18 protein-coding genes are annotated in these 17,565 nt (G+C 72.2%); 7 read left to right on the top strand and 11 right to left on the bottom strand.

Annotated features, from left to right (window positions below; translation table 11 throughout):
- Positions 1-1,162 (bottom strand): M64 family metallopeptidase (locus tag G3I40_RS40140; protein WP_343245176.1); only part of this gene is annotated, 1,162 nt, incomplete at its 3' end.
- Between the two features lie 137 nt (positions 1,163-1,299).
- Here G3I40_RS40140 and G3I40_RS40135 point away from each other — a divergent pair.
- Positions 1,300-2,658: a helix-turn-helix transcriptional regulator gene (locus G3I40_RS40135; protein ID WP_164559745.1), complete on the top strand. Its 1,359-nt coding sequence runs from the start codon at positions 1,300-1,302 to the stop codon at positions 2,656-2,658.
- A gap of 333 nt (positions 2,659-2,991) precedes the next feature.
- Here the strand turns inward: G3I40_RS40135 and G3I40_RS40130 are convergent, their stop codons facing one another.
- Positions 2,992-3,153: a hypothetical protein gene (locus tag G3I40_RS40130; RefSeq protein ID WP_164559744.1), complete on the bottom strand. Its 162-nt coding sequence runs from the start codon at positions 3,151-3,153 to the stop codon at positions 2,992-2,994.
- Positions 3,154-3,303: 150 nt separating this feature from the next.
- On the opposite strand from G3I40_RS40130, the gene G3I40_RS40125 reads away from it, so the two are divergent.
- Together G3I40_RS40125 and G3I40_RS40120 are read left to right on the top strand one after the other, a co-directional pair.
- Complete coding sequence (locus G3I40_RS40125; protein ID WP_164559743.1) at positions 3,304-5,127, top strand: prolyl oligopeptidase family serine peptidase; 1,824 nt, start codon at positions 3,304-3,306, stop codon at positions 5,125-5,127.
- Positions 5,128-5,185: 58 nt separating this feature from the next.
- Positions 5,186-5,962: an SURF1 family protein gene (locus G3I40_RS40120; RefSeq protein WP_164559742.1), complete on the top strand. Its 777-nt coding sequence runs from the start codon at positions 5,186-5,188 to the stop codon at positions 5,960-5,962.
- 42 nt (positions 5,963-6,004) lie between these two features.
- Here G3I40_RS40120 and G3I40_RS40115 read toward each other — a convergent pair whose 3' ends face one another.
- The 7 genes from G3I40_RS40115 to G3I40_RS40085 form a co-directional block, all read right to left on the bottom strand.
- On the bottom strand, positions 6,005-7,195 hold the full coding sequence (locus G3I40_RS40115) for a hypothetical protein (RefSeq protein WP_239092222.1): 1,191 nt from the start codon (positions 7,193-7,195) through the stop codon (positions 6,005-6,007).
- Positions 7,192-7,875, bottom strand: coding sequence for a SigE family RNA polymerase sigma factor (locus G3I40_RS40110; RefSeq protein WP_164559741.1), 684 nt, complete (start codon positions 7,873-7,875; stop codon positions 7,192-7,194). Before G3I40_RS40110 ends, G3I40_RS40115 begins: the two co-directional genes overlap by 4 nt.
- Positions 7,876-8,290: 415 nt before the next feature.
- Positions 8,291-9,361 carry an aspartate-semialdehyde dehydrogenase gene (locus tag G3I40_RS40105; protein ID WP_164559740.1) on the bottom strand — a complete coding sequence of 357 codons (1,071 nt, stop codon included), beginning with the start codon at positions 9,359-9,361 and terminating at the stop codon, positions 8,291-8,293.
- On the bottom strand, positions 9,361-10,644 hold the full coding sequence (locus tag G3I40_RS40100; protein ID WP_164559739.1) for an aspartate kinase: 1,284 nt from the start codon (positions 10,642-10,644) through the stop codon (positions 9,361-9,363). The genes G3I40_RS40105 and G3I40_RS40100 overlap by 1 nt, the downstream gene beginning before the upstream one ends.
- Positions 10,645-10,873: 229 nt before the next feature.
- Positions 10,874-11,542 carry a DUF5063 domain-containing protein gene (locus G3I40_RS40095; RefSeq protein ID WP_164559738.1) on the bottom strand — a complete coding sequence of 223 codons (669 nt, stop codon included), beginning with the start codon at positions 11,540-11,542 and terminating at the stop codon, positions 10,874-10,876.
- The gene (gene recR / locus G3I40_RS40090) at positions 11,535-12,134 is read right to left on the bottom strand and encodes a recombination mediator RecR (protein ID WP_164559737.1); all 600 of its coding nucleotides are present in this window, start codon (positions 12,132-12,134) and stop codon (positions 11,535-11,537) included. Before recR ends, G3I40_RS40095 begins: the two co-directional genes overlap by 8 nt.
- 60 nt (positions 12,135-12,194) lie before the next feature.
- Positions 12,195-12,539, bottom strand: coding sequence for a YbaB/EbfC family nucleoid-associated protein (locus G3I40_RS40085; RefSeq protein WP_164559736.1), 345 nt, complete (start codon positions 12,537-12,539; stop codon positions 12,195-12,197).
- A gap of 266 nt (positions 12,540-12,805) precedes the next feature.
- On the opposite strand from G3I40_RS40085, the gene G3I40_RS40080 reads away from it, so the two are divergent.
- A complete protein-coding gene (locus G3I40_RS40080; RefSeq protein WP_164559735.1) occupies positions 12,806-13,567 on the top strand; it encodes an SLATT domain-containing protein in 762 nt (253 codons plus the stop codon).
- A gap of 20 nt (positions 13,568-13,587) precedes the next feature.
- Here the strand turns inward: G3I40_RS40080 and G3I40_RS40075 are convergent, their stop codons facing one another.
- Entirely contained in the window at positions 13,588-14,658 is a 1,071-nt protein-coding gene (locus G3I40_RS40075) for a HAMP domain-containing sensor histidine kinase (protein WP_164559734.1), read from the bottom strand.
- Positions 14,651-15,346 (bottom strand): response regulator transcription factor, encoded by a 696-nt coding sequence (locus G3I40_RS40070; protein ID WP_164559733.1) that lies wholly within the window; start codon positions 15,344-15,346, stop codon positions 14,651-14,653. The genes G3I40_RS40075 and G3I40_RS40070 overlap by 8 nt, the downstream gene beginning before the upstream one ends.
- 88 nt (positions 15,347-15,434) lie before the next feature.
- On the opposite strand from G3I40_RS40070, the gene G3I40_RS40065 reads away from it, so the two are divergent.
- The 3 genes from G3I40_RS40065 to G3I40_RS40055 all read left to right on the top strand — a co-directional run.
- Positions 15,435-16,076, top strand: coding sequence for a M15 family metallopeptidase (locus G3I40_RS40065; RefSeq protein WP_164559732.1), 642 nt, complete (start codon positions 15,435-15,437; stop codon positions 16,074-16,076).
- Positions 16,073-17,101: an endonuclease/exonuclease/phosphatase family protein gene (locus tag G3I40_RS40060; RefSeq protein ID WP_164559731.1), complete on the top strand. Its 1,029-nt coding sequence runs from the start codon at positions 16,073-16,075 to the stop codon at positions 17,099-17,101. Before G3I40_RS40065 ends, G3I40_RS40060 begins: the two co-directional genes overlap by 4 nt.
- 79 nt (positions 17,102-17,180) lie before the next feature.
- A partial coding sequence (locus G3I40_RS40055) for a GntR family transcriptional regulator (protein WP_164559730.1) occupies positions 17,181-17,565 on the top strand: 385 nt, incomplete at its 3' end.

The raw sequence follows: 17,565 nt of genomic DNA, 5'->3' as shown, positions 1-17,565 counted from the left end.
CCTCGGCCCCGTCGACGTACCAGTGCACGCGGACGTCGGACAGGCCCTTCGCGAGCGGCGCGAGGCCGACCCGCAGGGTGTCGGTCGCGCGCAGGGCGCGGGCCGTGGAGGTGCGGGCGGTGAGCAGGTCGGCGTCGCGGTAGAAGCCGGCGATCATCGCCTCCCGGCCGGGCAGGTTGAACGTGTCGGTGTCCAGGGCGCGCATGATCGAGTTCTGTGTCGGGCGGTAGATGCCGTACTCGTAGTAGCCGGCGCCCTCGTACGTCCCGACGGTGCCGCCGGACGGATCGCTCTGGCCGAGCCAGCGGTACCACTTGGTCCGTGCGGCGGCCATGCCGTCGGCGGTCAGCTTGCTGGTGTTGGGCTCGGCCGGCTCGGCGCCCGGGTAGGTGCCGTAGCCGTCGTACTGGTACTCGTCCGCCAACAGGCCTATGGAATGGCCGAGTTCATGGGCGCCTATGAGGTACGAGCGGTCGTTGTCGGACGACATGGTGGCGATGCCGGTGTGCCCGGCCGTGGAGGTCAGTCCGCTGTAGCCGGCGCCGCCGTACTTGGTGGAGTTCGAGACGACGAAGACGATGTCGGAGTCCGGGGCCTGCTGCGCGTAGGTGTCGACCTTCTTCTCGTCGACGCACAGGAGCCTTTCGACGTCGTCGCAGAAGAAGTAGCTGCCGACGGCGGTGTCCCGTACGACGTCCTGCGTCGGGTCGCCGGAGACGCCCGCGTCGTTCGACACGGCGTCCACGAGCCAGAAGTTGAAGAGCCCCTGGTAGCTCTTGTACGGCTCTATCGCGAAGATCGCGTCCAGCTTGGCCTGCGCGTCCGCCCGGAAGTCGGCCTGCTGGCCGGAGGTGTAGCCGTCGCCGATGACGACGAGATCGAGGCGGCCCTCGGAGGGTCCGGTCCGTTGCAGCGGTGTGACACTGGTGGAGCCGGGGCTCTGCGCGGGCGCCTTGCGGGCCCGGCGGAGCTTTTCCGGTACGGCGGTGGGGACTTGGGCGTGCCGGCCCGCGCCGTGGGAGTCCGGGAAGTACTCGACCGTGCGCGTGTCCCCGCCCGCGGCCGCGTGCGACGCCGAACCCGCACCGACGAGCGCGGCGGCGGCAAGGACACCTGCGGCCACCGCGACGGCCGCAGTGGACAGGGGTGTGCGGACGCGCACGGGAACCTCGCAGTAAGTTGAAGGTTAAGCGGACTTAACTTGCCTTAACTGGTCGCTCAACCTAGGGGGTTGGCGGGACAGGGGGCAAGAGGTGAAACTCGTCGCGTCACCCGTGCGAAAGGCGGCAGCCCCGCGTCATGCCAGAAGATCCGCCCCCCGAGCTGCCCGAGCCGGTCGGCCGCCGTGTGCTGCGGCTGCGCACCGCGCGCGGCCTCACCCAGCGCCAGGTAGCCGAGCCCGCCTACACCCCCGCCTACATCTCCACCCTCGAAGCGGGCCGGGTGCGCCCCTCCGACGCCGCCCTGCGGCACATCGCCGACCGCCTCGGAGTCACGTACGAGGAGCTCGCCACCGGCCGACCCGCCCATCTGGCAACGGACTTGAGGCTCCGGCTCACCGAGGCGCAGCGCGCCCTCGCCACGGGAGCGGCGGGTGAGGCCGCCGCCCTGTACGCGGACCTGAGCGCGGAAGCGGCACGTCACGAGCTCCCCTCCGAACACGCCGCCGCCGAGCTGGGGCTGGGCGAATGCGCCCTGGAGACGGGTGAACTGGCCGAGGCGCGCGGCCACTTCGACGCCGCCGACGCCCTGCTGACCGCGGCCGGCGCCCCGCTCCCGCAGCGCGCCCCGGTCATCCGCGCCCGCGCCGTCGCCCACTACCTCTCCGGCTCCCTGCGCTACGCCTGCTACCTCCTGGAGACGGCCCTCGACGACCTCAACACCGGCGGGCTGCACGACCCCGACGCCCTCGTCCTGCTCTACACCGCCTCCATCGCCCCCTACATGGACATGGGCGCGCACGCCCGCGCCGCCCAGGCCGCCGAACTCGCCCTCTCGCTGGCGCCCCGCGTCGCCGACCCCGCCCTCATCGCGCAGATGCACCGCTCGGTCGCCCGCACCCTCCTCGCCGAGGGCAGGGTCGTCGAGGCCGACGCGTCCCTCACCAAGGCCGCCGAGCTCTACCAGCAGCTCCAGATCCGCACCGAACTGGCGCACTGCCACTGGATGCGCGGGTACGTGCACGCCCAGGCGGGCCGCCTCACCGCCGCCGAGGCTGAACTGCGCACGGCCCGCGACATGCTCTCCGCCAAACGCGCCACGCTCTACACCCAACAAGTCGAGGTCGAACTCGCCGACGTACTACGCCAGTTGGACCGGCCCCGGGAAGCCGCGCAGTTGCTGCGCGCGCTGCTCGGCGAGCTCAGCCCGGAGCGCGGCGCCGTGCACGCGGCGGGCGCGCACCGCCTCCTGGGCCTGATCGCGCAGGAGTCGGGCGCACAGGAAGAGGCCGAGGAGCACTACGTCAACGCCCTCAGCCTGCTGGAACGCGCGGGAGCGGCGGGCGACCTGGCCGATCTGTGCCGCCTGCTGGGCGACCTGTACCGGCGCAGCGGCCGCATCGAAGCGGCCCTCGACACCTACCGCACCGGCCTCGGACACCGGGCGGCCCCGGGCACGACGACCCTCGGCCCGGCCCCGGCGCGCCCGCCCGTATAGCACCCCTACCGATCCCGTACGGAACCTCGTACGTAGATATATGCGCGGGGTATTCCGGGCGGGGTCCGGCAGGCGTACATTTCCCACACCGTCACCGCAGACCGGGCCGTACGGATGAACCGCGTCGGTGCAGTTCATCTCCCCTCCCCGGACCGGCCCCGGTTCGACGGAACGGCAGGTACAGCTCAGCGGGAGCACCTGCGTGGCGGACCCGGCCACTCCCCTCGGTGGCTCGCCCCCCGGCCGGGTCACGCCGTTCTTCTCCATCACGCCGTTCTTCTCAAGAAGACTCTTCTTCAGACCGACTCTTCTCGGGTGGGCACAGCTCCGCCTCTAGCGGTTTCCCTGCCTGCGGGCCTGGGCCTTCTGCTGCATGCCGCGGGTCTTCGCCGAGACCGAGTCGATGTTCCGCTTGGCCTGCTGCGCGCGCTGCTGCGCCGCGTCGTTGCGGGCCTTCTGGGACTCTTCCCTGGGGTCTTTGCTGTGCTTGGCCATGACCACCGGACCTCCTCGGCCGGCCGGAAAACGGACCACTCCACTCTCCCCCTGCCGCACCCGATCGGCATCCGGGGCACGGTGCGGGGGTTTTCCACAGGCTGGGCATCCCGTCGGCGAAGTGTCGGTGCGGACGGGCACCATGGGGGGATGACGAGTGAGAGCAACGGGTCCATGCCCGACTGGGAGAAGCGCTTCAGGGCGCCGCGCGTATCGCTGCCCGACTGGGCGGAGGACGCCCCGGACCGTTCCCTGTTCGTGTCGAACGCGACGGGGACGTACGAGCTGTACGCGTGGGACAGGGCGACGGGCGAGCAGCGCCAGGCGACGGACCGGGCGAACGGGACGACGGACGGCGTGCTCTCCCCCGACGGCGCGTCGATCTGGTGGTTCAGCGACACCGACGGGGACGAGTTCGGCGTCTGGATGCGGCAGCCGTTCGAGGGCGGGGAGGACGTCGAGGCCGTCCCGGGTCTCGCCCCGTCCTACCCGGCCGGCCTCGCCCTCGGCCGCGACGGGCGCACGGCGGTGATCGGCCGCTCCACGGACGAGGACGGCACGACCCTGCACGTCGTGCGGCCCGGCGTGCAGGACCCCGTCGAGATCTACCGCCACCGCGAGTCGGCCGGCGTCGGCGACCTGAGCTGGGGGTCCCCCCAGACGGAGGCCGGGGGAGGCACCCTGATCGCCATCGAGCACACCGAGCACGGCGACGCGATGCACTCGGCACTGCGCGTGGTCCGCCTCGACGGCTCGACGGTCGCCGAGCTGGACGACACCAACGGCGGCGAGAAGGAGCTCGGCCTGGAGGTGCTCGGCTTCGCGCCCGTCGAGGGCGACAGCCGGCTCCTGGTCGGGCACCAGCGGCGCGGCCGCTGGGAGCCGATGGTGTGGGACGTGGCCTCCGGCGAGCAGACCGATCTGCACCTGGACCTGCCGGGCGACGTGTCGGCGGAGTGGTACCCGGACGGTTCGGCGCTGCTCATCGCCCATGAGTTCGAGGCCCGCGGCGACCTGTGGCGCTACGAGTTCGCCACCGGCGCCCTGACGAAGGTGGACACCCCCGTCGGCTCCGTGTCCGGCGCGAGCGCCCGGCCCGACGGCAGCGTCGAGTACCTGTGGTCCTCGGCCGCCGAGCCGCCGGTCGTACGCTCCACCACGGGCGGCGTCGTCCTCGATCCCCCCGGCATGAAGGCCCCCGCCGCGGTCCCGGTCGAGGACGTCTGGGTGGAGGGGCCCGGCGGCCGCATCCACGCCCTCGTCCAGAAGCCGGCCGGGGCGAGCGGCCCCCTGCCCACCGTCTTCGAGATCCACGGCGGCCCCACCTGGCACGACTCGGACGCCTTCGCGGCGGGCCCGGCGGCCTGGGTCGACCACGGGTACGCGGTGGTCCGGGTCAACTACCGCGGCTCGACCGGCTACGGCCGCGAGTGGACCGACGCCCTCAAGCACCGCGTCGGCCTGATCGAGCTGGAGGACATCGCGGCCGTGCGCGCCTGGGCCGTCGCCTCCGGCCTCGCCGACCCCGAGCGCCTGGTCCTGTCGGGCGGCTCCTGGGGCGGCTACCTCACCCTGCTCGGCCTCGGCACCCAGCCGGACGCCTGGGCGGTGGGCCTGGCGGCCGTGCCGGTCGCGGACTACGTCGCGGCGTACGAGGACGAGATGGAGGCCCTCAAGGCGCTGGACCGCACCCTCTTCGGCGGCTCCCCGGACGAGGTCCCGGACCGCTTCACCGCCTCCTCGCCGCTGACGTACGTGGACGACGTGCGGGCCCCGGTCTTCGTCTCCGCGGGGCTGAACGACCCGCGCTGCCCGATCCGCCAGATCGACAACTACGTGGACCGGCTCGCGGCGCGCGACGCGGTGCACGAGGTGTACCGGTACGACGCGGGGCACGGCTCGCTCGTCGTCGAGGAGCGCATCAAGCAGGTCGGCCTCGAACTGGACTTCGTGAGGCGCCACTTGCCGCGCTGACGCCCGGAAGGCGGGGCCGCGGGAGGGGCCTTTACATCGGACCCGTACCGTTGAGGGCGTGTACCGGTTCCTGCTGACGCCCCGCTGGTGGGGGATCAACATCTTCGTCCTGCTGGCGATCCCCGTGTGCGTCTTCATGGGCTCGTGGCAGCTCAGCCGTTTCGAGGACCGGGTGCAGGACCACCGCTCCGCGAGCGAGCACAGCGAGGCGAACGAGAAGGCCGCGGCCGAGCCGCTCGCCTCGCTGCTGCCCGTGAGCACGCAGACCTCCGGCAAGCGGGCCACGGCGACCGGGCACTACGACAAGCAGCTCCTGGTGCCCGACCGCGACCTCGACGGACGCACCGGCTTCTACGTCGTGACGCTCCTCAAGGTCGACGCCACCGGCAAGGCGCTGCCCGTGGTCCGCGGCTGGCTGCCGGGGGCGGCCTCCGCCGCGAAGGCGCCGGCGCCGCCGAAGGGCGACGTCACGGTGACGGGGGCGCTGCAGTCCTCGGAGTCCCCGGGCTCGGACGGCGTCCCCGCGACGGCGGGCGGCCTGCCCTCCGGCCAGGTCGGCATGATCAGTGCGGCGTCCCTGGTGAACCTGGTGCCCTACGACGTGTACGACGCCTGGGTCACGCTCGACGAGGCGGACGCGCGGATGACGCCCGTGCCGGCCAGCACGCCCCAGGGCAGCGGCCTCGACCTCAAGGCGTTCCAGAACCTCGGCTACACCGGTGAGTGGTTCGTCTTCGCGGGCTTCGTGCTCTTCATGTGGTTCCGCCTGGTCCGCCGCGAGGCGGAGGCCCTCCGCGACGCGGAGCTGGGCATCGCCCCGCAGGAAGAGGGCTGACCAGGGCCCCGTAGGGCCTTCGTCGAACCTTCGCAGGACGACTCAGGACGTCGGCAGCGGCCCGGTCCGGTACACGGTGCCCGCGCAGGCGTCCGGAATGACCGCGTCGGCGCTCGGCGCGCCCGGCTCCGCCGTGTGGGACACGACCACGGTGCCGTCGGTGGTGTCGTCGGACCCGAGCTGGGTCGTCATGCCCGTGTCGGTCGGCGTGCCCGTGCCGGTGGCGTCGCCGGTGTCCTTGGACCCGCTCGGCGTCGGCGAGGGGGACGTCTCGCCGCCGCCCGTGCCGCCGGTGCCACCGGTCGCGGGGCACTGGCCGGACGGCACCCAGGCGAACCGCACCTCGTACGCCATCCCCGGTTCCAGGATCAGCTGGCTCGGCTCGGTCGCCGGGTCGGGCAGGCCGGTCGCCCGGTCGCCCGAGGTGTGGTCGACGACGCTCACCTTGGTGGGGTCGGCCGCACCCTCGGCGAGGGTGACCACGCTGCCGGGGCTGTCGATCGTGCAGTTGGCGTCGGAGCCGTTCGAGACGCGGAACGAGCCGTAGACCGTACCGCTGGCGTCGGGCGCGCCGACGCTCGCCTGTGCGTGGTCCAGATCGCCCGCGGCGCAGGAGGGGGAGCTGGCGGCGGCCGTGCTGCCGGGCTCGGGACCGCCGGTGACGCCGCCGCCGACACCCTTGCCCCTGCCGTCCTTGCCCTTGCCCTTCTTGCCGTCCTTGTCCTTGTCGTGGGACGTGGAGGGCGAGCTGCCGGAGCCCTTGCCGCCGCCGGAGGACTTCCCGCCGCCGGTGCCGCCGTGCGCGGTCTCGCTGTGCCCGGCGATGGAGGGCCGGTCGCCGCCGGAGGAGCCGGTGTGCGCGACGTGCAGCACCGCGGGCACCGCCATCGCGACGAACACCCCGGCCGCGACGGCGCCGACGACGGCCTGCCGCTTGCGGGCCCGCCGGGCGGGGACGGCCCGGCGCAGATGTTCCAGGGTCTCGTCGGTCTCGTCCGGGGCCGGGACCGGGGGCTGGGGGGCGATCTCGGCGACGGCCTGTCGCATCATGCGCCGCAGTTCCAGCTCGTCGTCCCCGGGGCGGGAGCCGACGAGGGTGTCGGGGCCACTCGCGTCGTCGGCCGCCGCATCGGCCCGACGACGGGGTCCGTCGTTCACAGTTGCGTTCCCAGCGTGCTCGTCGTGCGTGTACTTCTTGAACCGCTCGTCCGGCTCGGGGCCTGTGGGGCTCATACCGGTGCCTCCATGGCGACGCGGAGAGCCGCGATGCCGCGAGAACCGTACGCCTTCACCGACCCCAGTGATATCCCCAGCGACTCGGCGACCTGCGCCTCGGTCATGTCCGCGAAGTACCGCAGGACGAGGACCTCGCGCTGGCGCCGCTGCAGACCGCGCAGCGCCGCCTTCAGGGCGTCGCGCTCCAGGAGGTCGTACGCCCCCTCCTCCGCGCTCGCCATGTCGGGCATCGGCTTGGTGAGCAGCTTCAGTCCGAGGATGCGGCGGCGCAGGGTCGAGCGCGACAGGTTGACGACGGTCTGGCGCAGGTAGGCCAGCGTCTTCTCCGGGTCCCGGACGCGTTTGCGTGCCGAATGGACGCGGATGAACGCCTCCTGGACCACGTCCTCGCAGGAGGCCGTGTCGTCGAGGAGGAGCGCCGCGAGCCCGAGGAGGGAGCGGTAGTGGGCGCGATAGGTCTCGGTCAGGTGGTCGACCGTGGTGCCGGCTGTCGTCACCTCGTCAGCACCCTGCGCCTGGGCCGGAAGCTGCGCAGGCCGCGCCGCGGGCATGGGGGCGATCACCGGCATGCCGCCGGCCGCGCCCCCGCGGGAGCGCCGGGTCCCCAAGGGAGCGAGGGGGGGACGCAGCGCCGCGCCCCTCGCTTGTACCGCTGTGAAGTCGAGTACCTCTGCCACGCCTGTTGGACACGCTTCCCCCCGTCAGGGTTGTACGCGTCCGGCGCCTCATTTGCGACAGACTTCGTCATCCCCACCAATGACGCCCCGTCAGATGCCGACATGCGTACCTGCTCTTCCCCTATGCCCCAATTGCCCTCTGCACCAAGGCCCTCAGAACCAAGGCCCCGGGGACCGGACCCCGGGACCAAGACCCCGCGAACCACGACCCCCCAGAACTCAGACAATGACGCTCCCCGCCCTGCATGCGGTTGCAGGACGGGGAGCGGAATCTTCGAAGACGCAGAGGTCCCTGCTCACGTGGTGCGGGCCAGTGGTCTGAACCACTGTCTCCACAGAACTCACACAGATCTTACGATCGAATCCGAATATGGGAAGGGGGTGCCCGTAAGGCGGACATCAAGAGAGGCGCACATCACGCGGCGGTGAACTCCGCGGCGATCAGCTCCGCGATCTGCGCCGTGTTCAAAGCGGCGCCTTTGCGCAGGTTGTCCCCGCAGACGAAGAGTTCGAGCCCCGTCGGGTCGTCCAGCGAGCGCCGCACCCGGCCCACCCAGGTCGGGTCGGTGCCCACCGCGTCGGCAGGCGTGGGGAACTCACCGGCGGCCGGGTTGTCGAAGAGCACGACACCGGGCGCGGTCGCGAGGATCTCGCGCGCCTTGTCCACCGTGACCTCGCTCTGGAAGCGGGCGTGGACGGTCAGGGAGTGCGTGGTGACGACGGGGACGCGCACACACGTGACGGCCACCGGCAGACCCGGCAGCCCGAGGATCTTGCGGGACTCGTCCCGCACCTTCATCTCCTCCGACGACCAGCCGTCCTCGCGCAGCGTCCCGGCCCACGGCACGACGTTCAGCGCGACCGGCTCCGGGAACGGCCCGGTCCGGTCGCCGACGGCCCGGCGCACATCGCCCGGGCTGGTCCCCAGCTCCGTACCGGCGACGAGGTCCAGCTGGGCGCGGAGCGTCTCGATGCCGGCCCGGCCGGCCCCGCTCACCGCCTGGTAGCTGGAGACCACCAGTTCGCGCAGCCCGAACTCGGCGTGCAGCGCGCCGACGGCCACGATCATCGACAGGGTCGTGCAGTTGGGGTTCGCGACGATGCCGCGCGGCCGCACGCGCGCGGCGTGCGGATTGATCTCCGGGACGACCAGCGGCACGTCCTCGGCCAGCCGGAAGGCCGCCGAGTTGTCGACGACGACCGCGCCCTTGGCCGCGGCGACCGGAGCCCACTGCGCGGAGACCTCGTCGGGTACGTCGAACATGGCGACGTCGACCCCGTCGAAGACGGACTCCTCCAGGGCGACGACCTCGACCTCGGCGCCGCGCACGGTGAGCTTGCGCCCCGCCGAGCGCGGCGACGCCACGAGCCGGATCTCGCCCCAGATGTCCGCGTGCTGCGACAGGATCTGCAGCAGAACGGCACCGACGCTCCCGGTCGCTCCCACGACCGCGAGCGTCGGACGCCGCACAGGTGTTGCGGCCATCAGCGGCCGGTGCCTCCGTAGACCACGGCCTCGTCGGAGTCCGAGTCGAGTCCGAAGGCGGAGTGCACGGCGCGCACGGCCTCGTTCACGTCGTCGGCACGCGTGACGACGGAGATGCGGATCTCGGAGGTGGAGATCAGCTCGATGTTGACGCCCGCGTCGGTGAGCGCCTCGAAGAACCCGGCCGTGACACCCGGGTTCGTCTTCATGCCGGCGCCCACGAGCGAGATCTTGGCGATCTGGTCGTCGTAGCGCAGGGAGTCGAAGCCGACGTTGGCCTTCTGCTTCTCCAGGGCGTCGATGGCCTTGCGGCCCTCGGTCTTGGGGAGCGTGAAGGAGATGTCGGTCAGCCCGGTCGAGGCGGCGGAGACGTTCTGGACGATCATGTCGAGATTGATCTCCGCGTCGGCCACGGCGCGGAAGATCTTCGCGGCCTCGCCCGGCTTGTCCGGGACACCGACGACGGTGACCTTCGCCTCGGAGGTGTCGTGCGCGACACCGGAGATGATCGCCTGTTCCACGGGCTTGTCCCCTTGCTGATTGTGCTGCGGCTCGTTGCTGACCCAGGTGCCCTGCAGCCCGCTGAAGCTGGACCGCACGTGGATCGGGATGTTGTACCGGCGGGCGTACTCCACGCAGCGGTGGAGCAGCACCTTCGACCCGGAGCTGGCGAGCTCCAGCATGTCCTCGAAGGAGATCCAGTCGATCTTCCGCGCCTTCTTCACGACGCGCGGGTCGGCGGTGAACACACCGTCGACGTCCGTGTAGATCTCGCAGACCTCCGCGTCGAGCGCGGCGGCAAGAGCGACGGCGGTCGTGTCGGACCCGCCACGGCCGAGCGTGGTGATGTCCTTCTTGTCCTGCGAGACGCCCTGGAACCCGGCGACGATCGCGATGTTGCCCTTGTCCAGGGACTCGCGGATACGCCCCGGCGTGACGTCGATGATCCGGGCTTTGTTGTGGACCGAGTCGGTGATGACGCCGGCCTGGCTGCCCGTGAACGACTGGGCCTCGTGGCCCAGGTTTTTGATCGCCATGGCCAGCAGGGCCATGGAGATCCGCTCCCCGGCGGTCAGCAGCATGTCGAATTCGCGCCCGGCAGGGATCGGGGATACCTGCTCGGCGAGATCGATCAACTCATCCGTCGTGTCGCCCATCGCGGACACCACGACAACCACCTGGTTGCCGTTCTTCTTGGCGTCCACGATGCGCTTGGCGACCCGCTTGATGCCCTCGGCATCGGCTACGGAGGAGCCTCCGTACTTCTGCACGACAAGGCCCACGTGCGCTCCTCGCTCAGTCCGTCTGTCACCACATGTACGTATGCGTACTGCGGTCGGCTCAGTCTAACGAGCGGCCGAAATCCGCCCCGGCCATATCGCATCATGAGATGTCCCGCTCACGACGTGATCACCGGGGTTTCGTTGGGGGGTTCCGGCCGCCCGATCAAGCACATGCCCGGACGGTGTGCGAACAACCGGGAAAGTGGGCCAGCTCACTTTCTGCGGGCGGTCACTTCACGGGGCGCAGACCCAGCGGGCCCGCGATCTCCTCCGCCATGACCCGGCCGGCCTCCTCCGCCAGCGACTCCTCCTCGGCGGCCGACAGGTCCTCGTCCGTGTCGAGGCCGTCGAGGTCGTCCAGCGGCTGGTTCAGCCGGACGTGGGCGACCACGGACTGGAGGGCGCGCAGGGTGGCGGAGGCGGTGGAGCCCCAGTTCGAGAAGTACGAGAACTGCCACCACCACAGCGCCTCGGTGATCCGGCCCGCGCGGTAGTGGGCCATGCCGTGGCGCAGGTCCGTGACGACGTCGGCCAGGTCGTCCGAGATGCGCGCGGCGACCGGCGCCTTGCGCGGCTCGTACGGGTCGAAGACCTCGGAGTACACGTCGACCGGGTCGAGCAGCCGCGCGAGCCCCTCGCGCAGCGCGTCGACGTCCTGCTCCGGGCCGAGGTCCGGCTCGTAGCGCTCGTCCGGCACGATGTCCTCGTGCGCGCCCAACCGGCCGCCGGCGAGCAGCAGTTGAGAGACCTCCAGCAGCAGGAACGGCACGGTCGAGTCCGGCTCGTCACCCTTGGAGAGCTCGCTCACCGCGACGATGAACGACTCGATCTGGTCGGAGATCTGGACCGCGAACCCGTCGGGGTCCGTGGCGGTCGCGTGCAGGCTGGCATCAGACATCTAGGAGTCGTCTCCCCTCGAAGGCGCGGCCGAGGGTGACCTCGTCCGCGTATTCCAGGTCGCCCCCGACGGGGAGGCCGCTGGCCAGGCGGGTGACCTTCAGGCCCATGGGCTTGATCATGCGGGCGAGGTACGTCGCGGTGGCCTCGCCCTCCAGGTTGGGATCGGTGGCCAGGATCAGCTCCGTGACCGTCCCGTCGGCCAACCGCGCGAGAAGTTCTCGTATACGCAGGTCGTCGGGGCCCACGCCCTCGATCGGGCTGATGGCGCCGCCGAGCACGTGGTACTTGCCCCGGAACTCCCGGGTGCGCTCGATCGCGACGACGTCCTTGGGCTCCTCGACCACGCAGATGACGCTGAGGTCGCGGCGCGGGTCGCGGCAGATGTTGCACAGCTCTTCCTGCGCCACGTTCCCGCAGGTCGCGCAGAAGCGGACCTTCGCCTTGACCTCCATCAGGGCGTGCGCGAGACGCCGTACGTCCGTGGGCTCCGCCTGCAGGATGTGGAAGGCGATCCGCTGCGCGCTCTTGGGACCGACGCCGGGCAGCCTGCCCAACTCGTCGATGAGGTCCTGGACCACGCCTTCGTACACGGATTGCCTTCCCTGCGGTGTGCGGTTGTCGCTCGGTACGTACGGTAGTTGGCGCCGGGCCTAGAAGGGGAGGCCCGGGATGCCGCTGCCGCCGCCGAGTCCCTGCGCGAGCGGGCCGAGCTTCTGCTGCTGGAGCGCCTGCGCGTTCTCGTTGGCCGCCTGGACCGCCGCCACGACCAGGTCGGCGAGGGTCTCGGTGTCCGCCGGGTCGACCGCCTTCGGGTCGATGACGAGGCCGCGCAGCTCACCGGAGCCGGTCACCGTCGCCTTGACCAGGCCGCCACCGGCCTGACCCTCGACCTCGGTCTGCGCCAGCTCCTCCTGGGCCAGTGCGAGGTCCTGCTGCATCTTCTGGGCCTGCTGGAGCAGCTGCTGCATGTTGGGCTGGCCACCACCGGGGATCACGATCAGCTCCTGGTCTTGTGTGTACGCCTGTGTGTAGGCCTGTCGGATTCCTGAAACGAGCCTACGTGGTCCGGGGGGCGCACGCCCCGGCACATCGCACTGCACTCTTTCGAGTGAGATGAGCCGCTTATGGGCTGCTTTCCTATACCTGATGAAGGCCCACTTCTGAGCGGAAAACCCGCGGAAACGGGACGTTGGCCACCCATTGGGCGGTAGGAAGATGCTGCACATTCAGCCCCAGCCGTAACCAGTCGAGGGAGTGCCGGGTGAGTCAGCCGGAGATGCAGCCCGAGGGACCGCCCCAGGAGGGGCCGGGCCAGGGCGAGGGCCGGGGCACCTCGGACGGCGACGGGGCCCGCGCGGGCGACCTCACGGGGCGGATGTTCCCGGTCGGCGACTGGGGGGAGCCCGCCGAGCGCCTCGACGAGCTGTACCGCTGGGTCGAGCAGGGCGCGCTGCGGACCGCCGCCTGGTACCTCGCCGACCGGGTGTGGAAGCGGCGGGGCGCCCGGGCCCTGCGCGGCGGCGCCGCGCTCGGGGCGGTCACCGGAGGCGTGCTGCCGCTGCTCGACCTGACGGGCACGGTGAGCGGGATCGCGCCCTGGGGATATCTCGCGCTGCTGCTCGCGGTGGCCTGCATCGGCTGCGACCGCTACTTCGGGCTGACGTCCGGCTGGATAAGGGACGTCGCGACGGCGCAGGCCGTGCAGCGCCGGTTGCAGGGGCTGCAGTTCGACTGGGCGTCGGAGAGCGTGCGCGAGGTGCTCGGGCCGACGGAGGGCACGGCGAGCGAGGCGGCGGAGCGGTGCCTGTCGGTGCTGCGGCGGTTCACGCAGGACGTGACGGAGCTGGTGCGGGCCGAGACGGCGGACTGGATGGTCGAGTTCCGCTCCGGGCCCGCGCCCCTGGTCATGCAGTCCTCGGTGCCCGGCCCGGCCCGTCCTGCCGAGCCCCCGCAGAGCCGTTTCCCGCTGCCGCCGGGGGCCCGCCCCAACATGCCGAGGCAGCGCCCGCCCGAGCCGCGCTGACCGGGGCCCGTGCGTGCGGCTCAGGGCGCGGGCAGCTCCACCGTGACGCGGAGCCCGCCTTCGGGGCGCGGGGTGAGGGTGAGGGTTCCGTCGTGGGCCCGGGTGATGGTCCTGACGATCGCCAGGCCGAGGCCGACGCCCGCGTGGTCGGTGTGGAGGCGCTCGGTGCCGCGCCGGAACGGTTCGGTCAGGGTCGCGGTCAGCTCCGGGGTGAGCCGCTCGCCGGTGTTCTCCACGGTGAGCAGCGCCGTCCCGGGCCCGGCACCGGTGCTCACCCGCACGGTGCCCCCGTCCGGCAGGTTGTGGACGATCGCGTTGTGCACGAGGTTCATGGTCAGCTGCAGCAGCAGCGCCGGGGACCCGCTCGCCGGCGTGAGGTCCCCGTCGGTCTCGACGCCGACGCCGTGCTTCTCCGCGAGCGGGAGGAGGGTCTCCGTGGCTTCCTCCGCGAGCAGGGACAGGTCGACGCGTTCGCGGGGGAAGGAGCGCTGCTCGGCGCGGCTGACCAGCAGCAGCGCCTCGGTGAGGCCGATCGCCCGGGTGTTGACGGCGTGCAGGCGCTCGACCAGTTCACCGGGGTCGTGCGTCGGGTCGCTGCGGGCCACGTCGAGGAGCGCCTTCGAGGTCGCCAGCGGGGTGCGCAGCTCGTGCGAGGCGTTGGCCGCGAATCGGCGCTGCTCGGCGACGTGGGCCTCCAGGCGCGCGAGCATCGTGTCGAAGTCGTCGGCGAGGTCGCGGAACTCGTCCCGGCGGCCCGGCAGCCGGATGCGGTGGGAGAGCGTCCCGTTCGCGGCCTGGTGGGTGGCGTCCGTGATGCGGGCCAGCGGGGCGAGCATGCGGCCCGCCAGGACCCAGCCGCCCAGCAGCCCGAACACCAGCAGGAACACCATGACGGCGGCCGCCCCCGACGCGAAGTGGAGCGCGAGCTGCTTGCGGACCTGCAGTCCGCCGATGCCGTTCTTCACGTCGGGCAGGTCCCTCAGCAGGAAGAACCACACCGAGGCGAGCAGCAGGGCGCCGGCGACCATGAGGAACCCGGCGTAGCTGAGGGTGAGCTTGAGGCGGACGCTCGGTCCGGGCTCCCTATCCACGGCCCCGCTCCTGTCCCCCGGCGTCCGGCGGGGAGTCGATGCGGTAGCCGACGCCGGCCACGGTCGCGATGATCCAGGGTTCGCCGAGGCGCTTGCGCAGCGCCGAGACGGTGATCCGCACGGCGTTGGTGAACGGGTCGGCGTGCTCGTCCCACGCGCGTTCCAGCAGTTCCTCGGCGCTGACGACCCCGCCCTCGGCGCCGACGAGGACCTCCAGCACGGCGAACTGCTTGCGGGTGAGCGCGACGTAGCGGCCGTCGCGGTAGACCTCGCGGCGGAACGGGTCCAGGCGCAGCCCCGCGATCTCCCGCACGGGCGGCCTGTTGTGGGCGCGCCTGCGGTCGAGGGCCCGCAGCCGCAGCGCGAGCTCCTGGAGCGCGAACGGTTTCGTGAGGTAGTCGTCGGCGCCGAGTTCGAACCCGGAGGCCTTGTCGTCCAGGCGGTCGGCGGCGGTGAGCATGAGGATCGGCATGCCGCTGCCGGAGGCGACGATGCGGCGGGCGATCTCGTCGCCGGACGGCCCGGGGATGTCCCGGTCGAGGACGGCGATGTCGTACGCGTTCACGCTCAGCAGCTCCAGGGCGCTGTCGCCGTCACCGGCGACGTCGGCCGCGATGGCTTCCAGGCGCAGGCCGTCACGGATGGCCTGCGCCAGATAGGGCTCGTCCTCGACGACCAAGACACGCATGTCTTCGAGGCTACGAGCCGGGACCTTTCGTGCGCGTATCAAAAACCGCATACGGGGTGACAACACCGCGCTGCCTTGACTGGCCCGCATGATACGAACCCGCAGGCTGACGGTCGTCTGCCTGGTGGTCGTCGCGGCAGCGCTCGTCGCGGCCCTCGTCCACCGGCTTCCGAAGGCGTCGTCCTCGTCCTCGTCCCCGCCGCCCTCGGCGGCAGCACCCTCGCCCCCGAGGGGAGCCGCCCCGCACGCGTCCCGCAGTGGGCACCGCGGCCCGCCCGACGCGGACGACGGGGTCGTCCCCGACGGCGTGACGGTCTTCGACGACGCGACCGCGGCCGTCACGAAGCTCGACCCGGGCCTGCTCACGGCCCTGCGCCGGGCCGCCACGGCCGCCGCCGACGACAGGGTCACGTTCTTCGTGAACAGCGGCTGGCGCTCCCCCGCGTACCAGAACCAGCTCCTTCGCGAGGCCGTCGCCGAGTACGGCTCCGAGGACGAGGCCGCCCGCTGGGTCGCCACCGCGGTGACGTCCCCGCACGTGGCGGGGGACGCCGTCGACATCGGGCGCACCGCGGCCGCGGACTGGCTGGCCCGGCACGGCGCCGCGTACGGGCTGTGCCGGATCTACGACAACGAGCCCTGGCACTACGAACTGCGCGGCGACGCGCGTGACCACGGCTGCCCCCAGCGGTACGCCGACCCCACCGAGGACCCGAGGATGCGGCGATGACCGGTCATGACCGCGGACGGACCGTCCGCCGGGCGGCGCGCGCCCTCTCCCGGCCCGGACCGTGGCGGCGCGGCACGGTCCTCGCGGCGCTCGCCCTGCTCCTCGGCCTGTTCCTGCTGCTGCACGCGCACATCCCGAACGCGATCGGCGGCCTCGGCAGCCTGGCGGACAACTGCCTGCCCTGGTGCGGCCTCGGCGTCCCGGTGCTGCTGGCCGGTGCGCTGTGGCGCCGCTCCGCCTCGGCGGTGCTCGCGCTGCTGCTGCCGGTGACGGTGTGGCTGAGCCTCTTCGGCGGGCAGCTCACCGACAAGTCCCACGCGTCGGCCGGCGACCTCACCGTGGTCAGCCACAACGTCGGCGCCGCCAACCCCGACCCGGCCGGCACCGCCCGCGCCCTGGCCGCGGCCGGGGCGGACGTGCTCGCCCTGGAGGAGATCACCGAGCAGGCGAAGCCGATCTACGAGAAGGAACTGGCGAAGGCGTACCCGCACCACACGGTGATGGGCACCGTCGGGCTGTGGAGCAGGCTGCCGCTGTCGGACAGCGAGCCGGTCGACCTCCAGCAGGACGTCGGGCCGCTGGGCGACGCCAAGCCCGCCGCCGCCAAGCTGGCCGAAGCACGGGCGCTGCGCACCACGGTGGCCACGGACGACGGTCCGCTGGCGGTGTACGTGGCCCACCTGGGTTCCGTACGCGTCATGCCCCGGGGCGGCTTCTGGACCGAGAGCCGGGACCGCAACGCGCAGGCGCTCGGCAAGGCCGTCGCCGCCGAGAAGAACGAGCGGACGGTGCTGCTCGGCGACCTCAACGGCTCCACGGACGACCGCGCCTTCGACGCCCTCACCGCCCGGCTGCACTCGGCCCAGGACGCGGCCGGGGACGGCTTCGGCTTCACCTTCCCGGCGTCGTTCCCGCTGGTGCGGATCGACCAGATCCTGGTCAGGGGCGTACGGCCGCACAGCGCGTGGGTGCTGCCCGCCACCGGCAGCGACCACCGGCCGGTCGCGGCCGCCCTCGGCTGGTGAGCCCGGCGGCGGGGCGCGGGCATAGGCTGGCGAGCCGATCCAGTTCCACCGCCGACCAGCCGAACCGGGAGACCCGACCGTGCCCGCACCCGACGGCCCCGCCGTCACCCGCAGCACCCTGCGCCAGCAGATCGCGGACGCGTTGCGCGACGAGATCCTGGCGGGGCGGCTCAGCCCCGGCCAGGAGTTCACGGTCAAGGAGATCGCCGACGGCTACGGGGTGTCCGCGACGCCGGTCCGCGAGGCCCTGGTCGACCTCAGCGCGCAGGGCCTGCTCGACTCGGCGCAGCACCGCGGTTTCCGCGTCCACGAGTACTCCCTGGCGGACTACCGCGCGATGATCGAGGCCCGCAGCCTCGTCGCCGACGGCATCTTCCGCGACCTCGCCGAGCACCCCCCGCAGTCGCCGCGCGCCCCCGGCGCCCTGGACGGGGTGCGCCGCCGCGGCGAGGAGGCGGCCCGCG

Origin of the sequence: Streptomyces sp. SID14478, from assembly GCF_010548525.1 — a bacterium.
Taxonomy (GTDB): Bacteria; Actinomycetota; Actinomycetes; order Streptomycetales; family Streptomycetaceae; genus Streptomyces.
The sequence above is the reverse complement of the archived record's forward strand: the minus strand, read 5'-3'. Positions and strand labels throughout refer to the sequence as shown.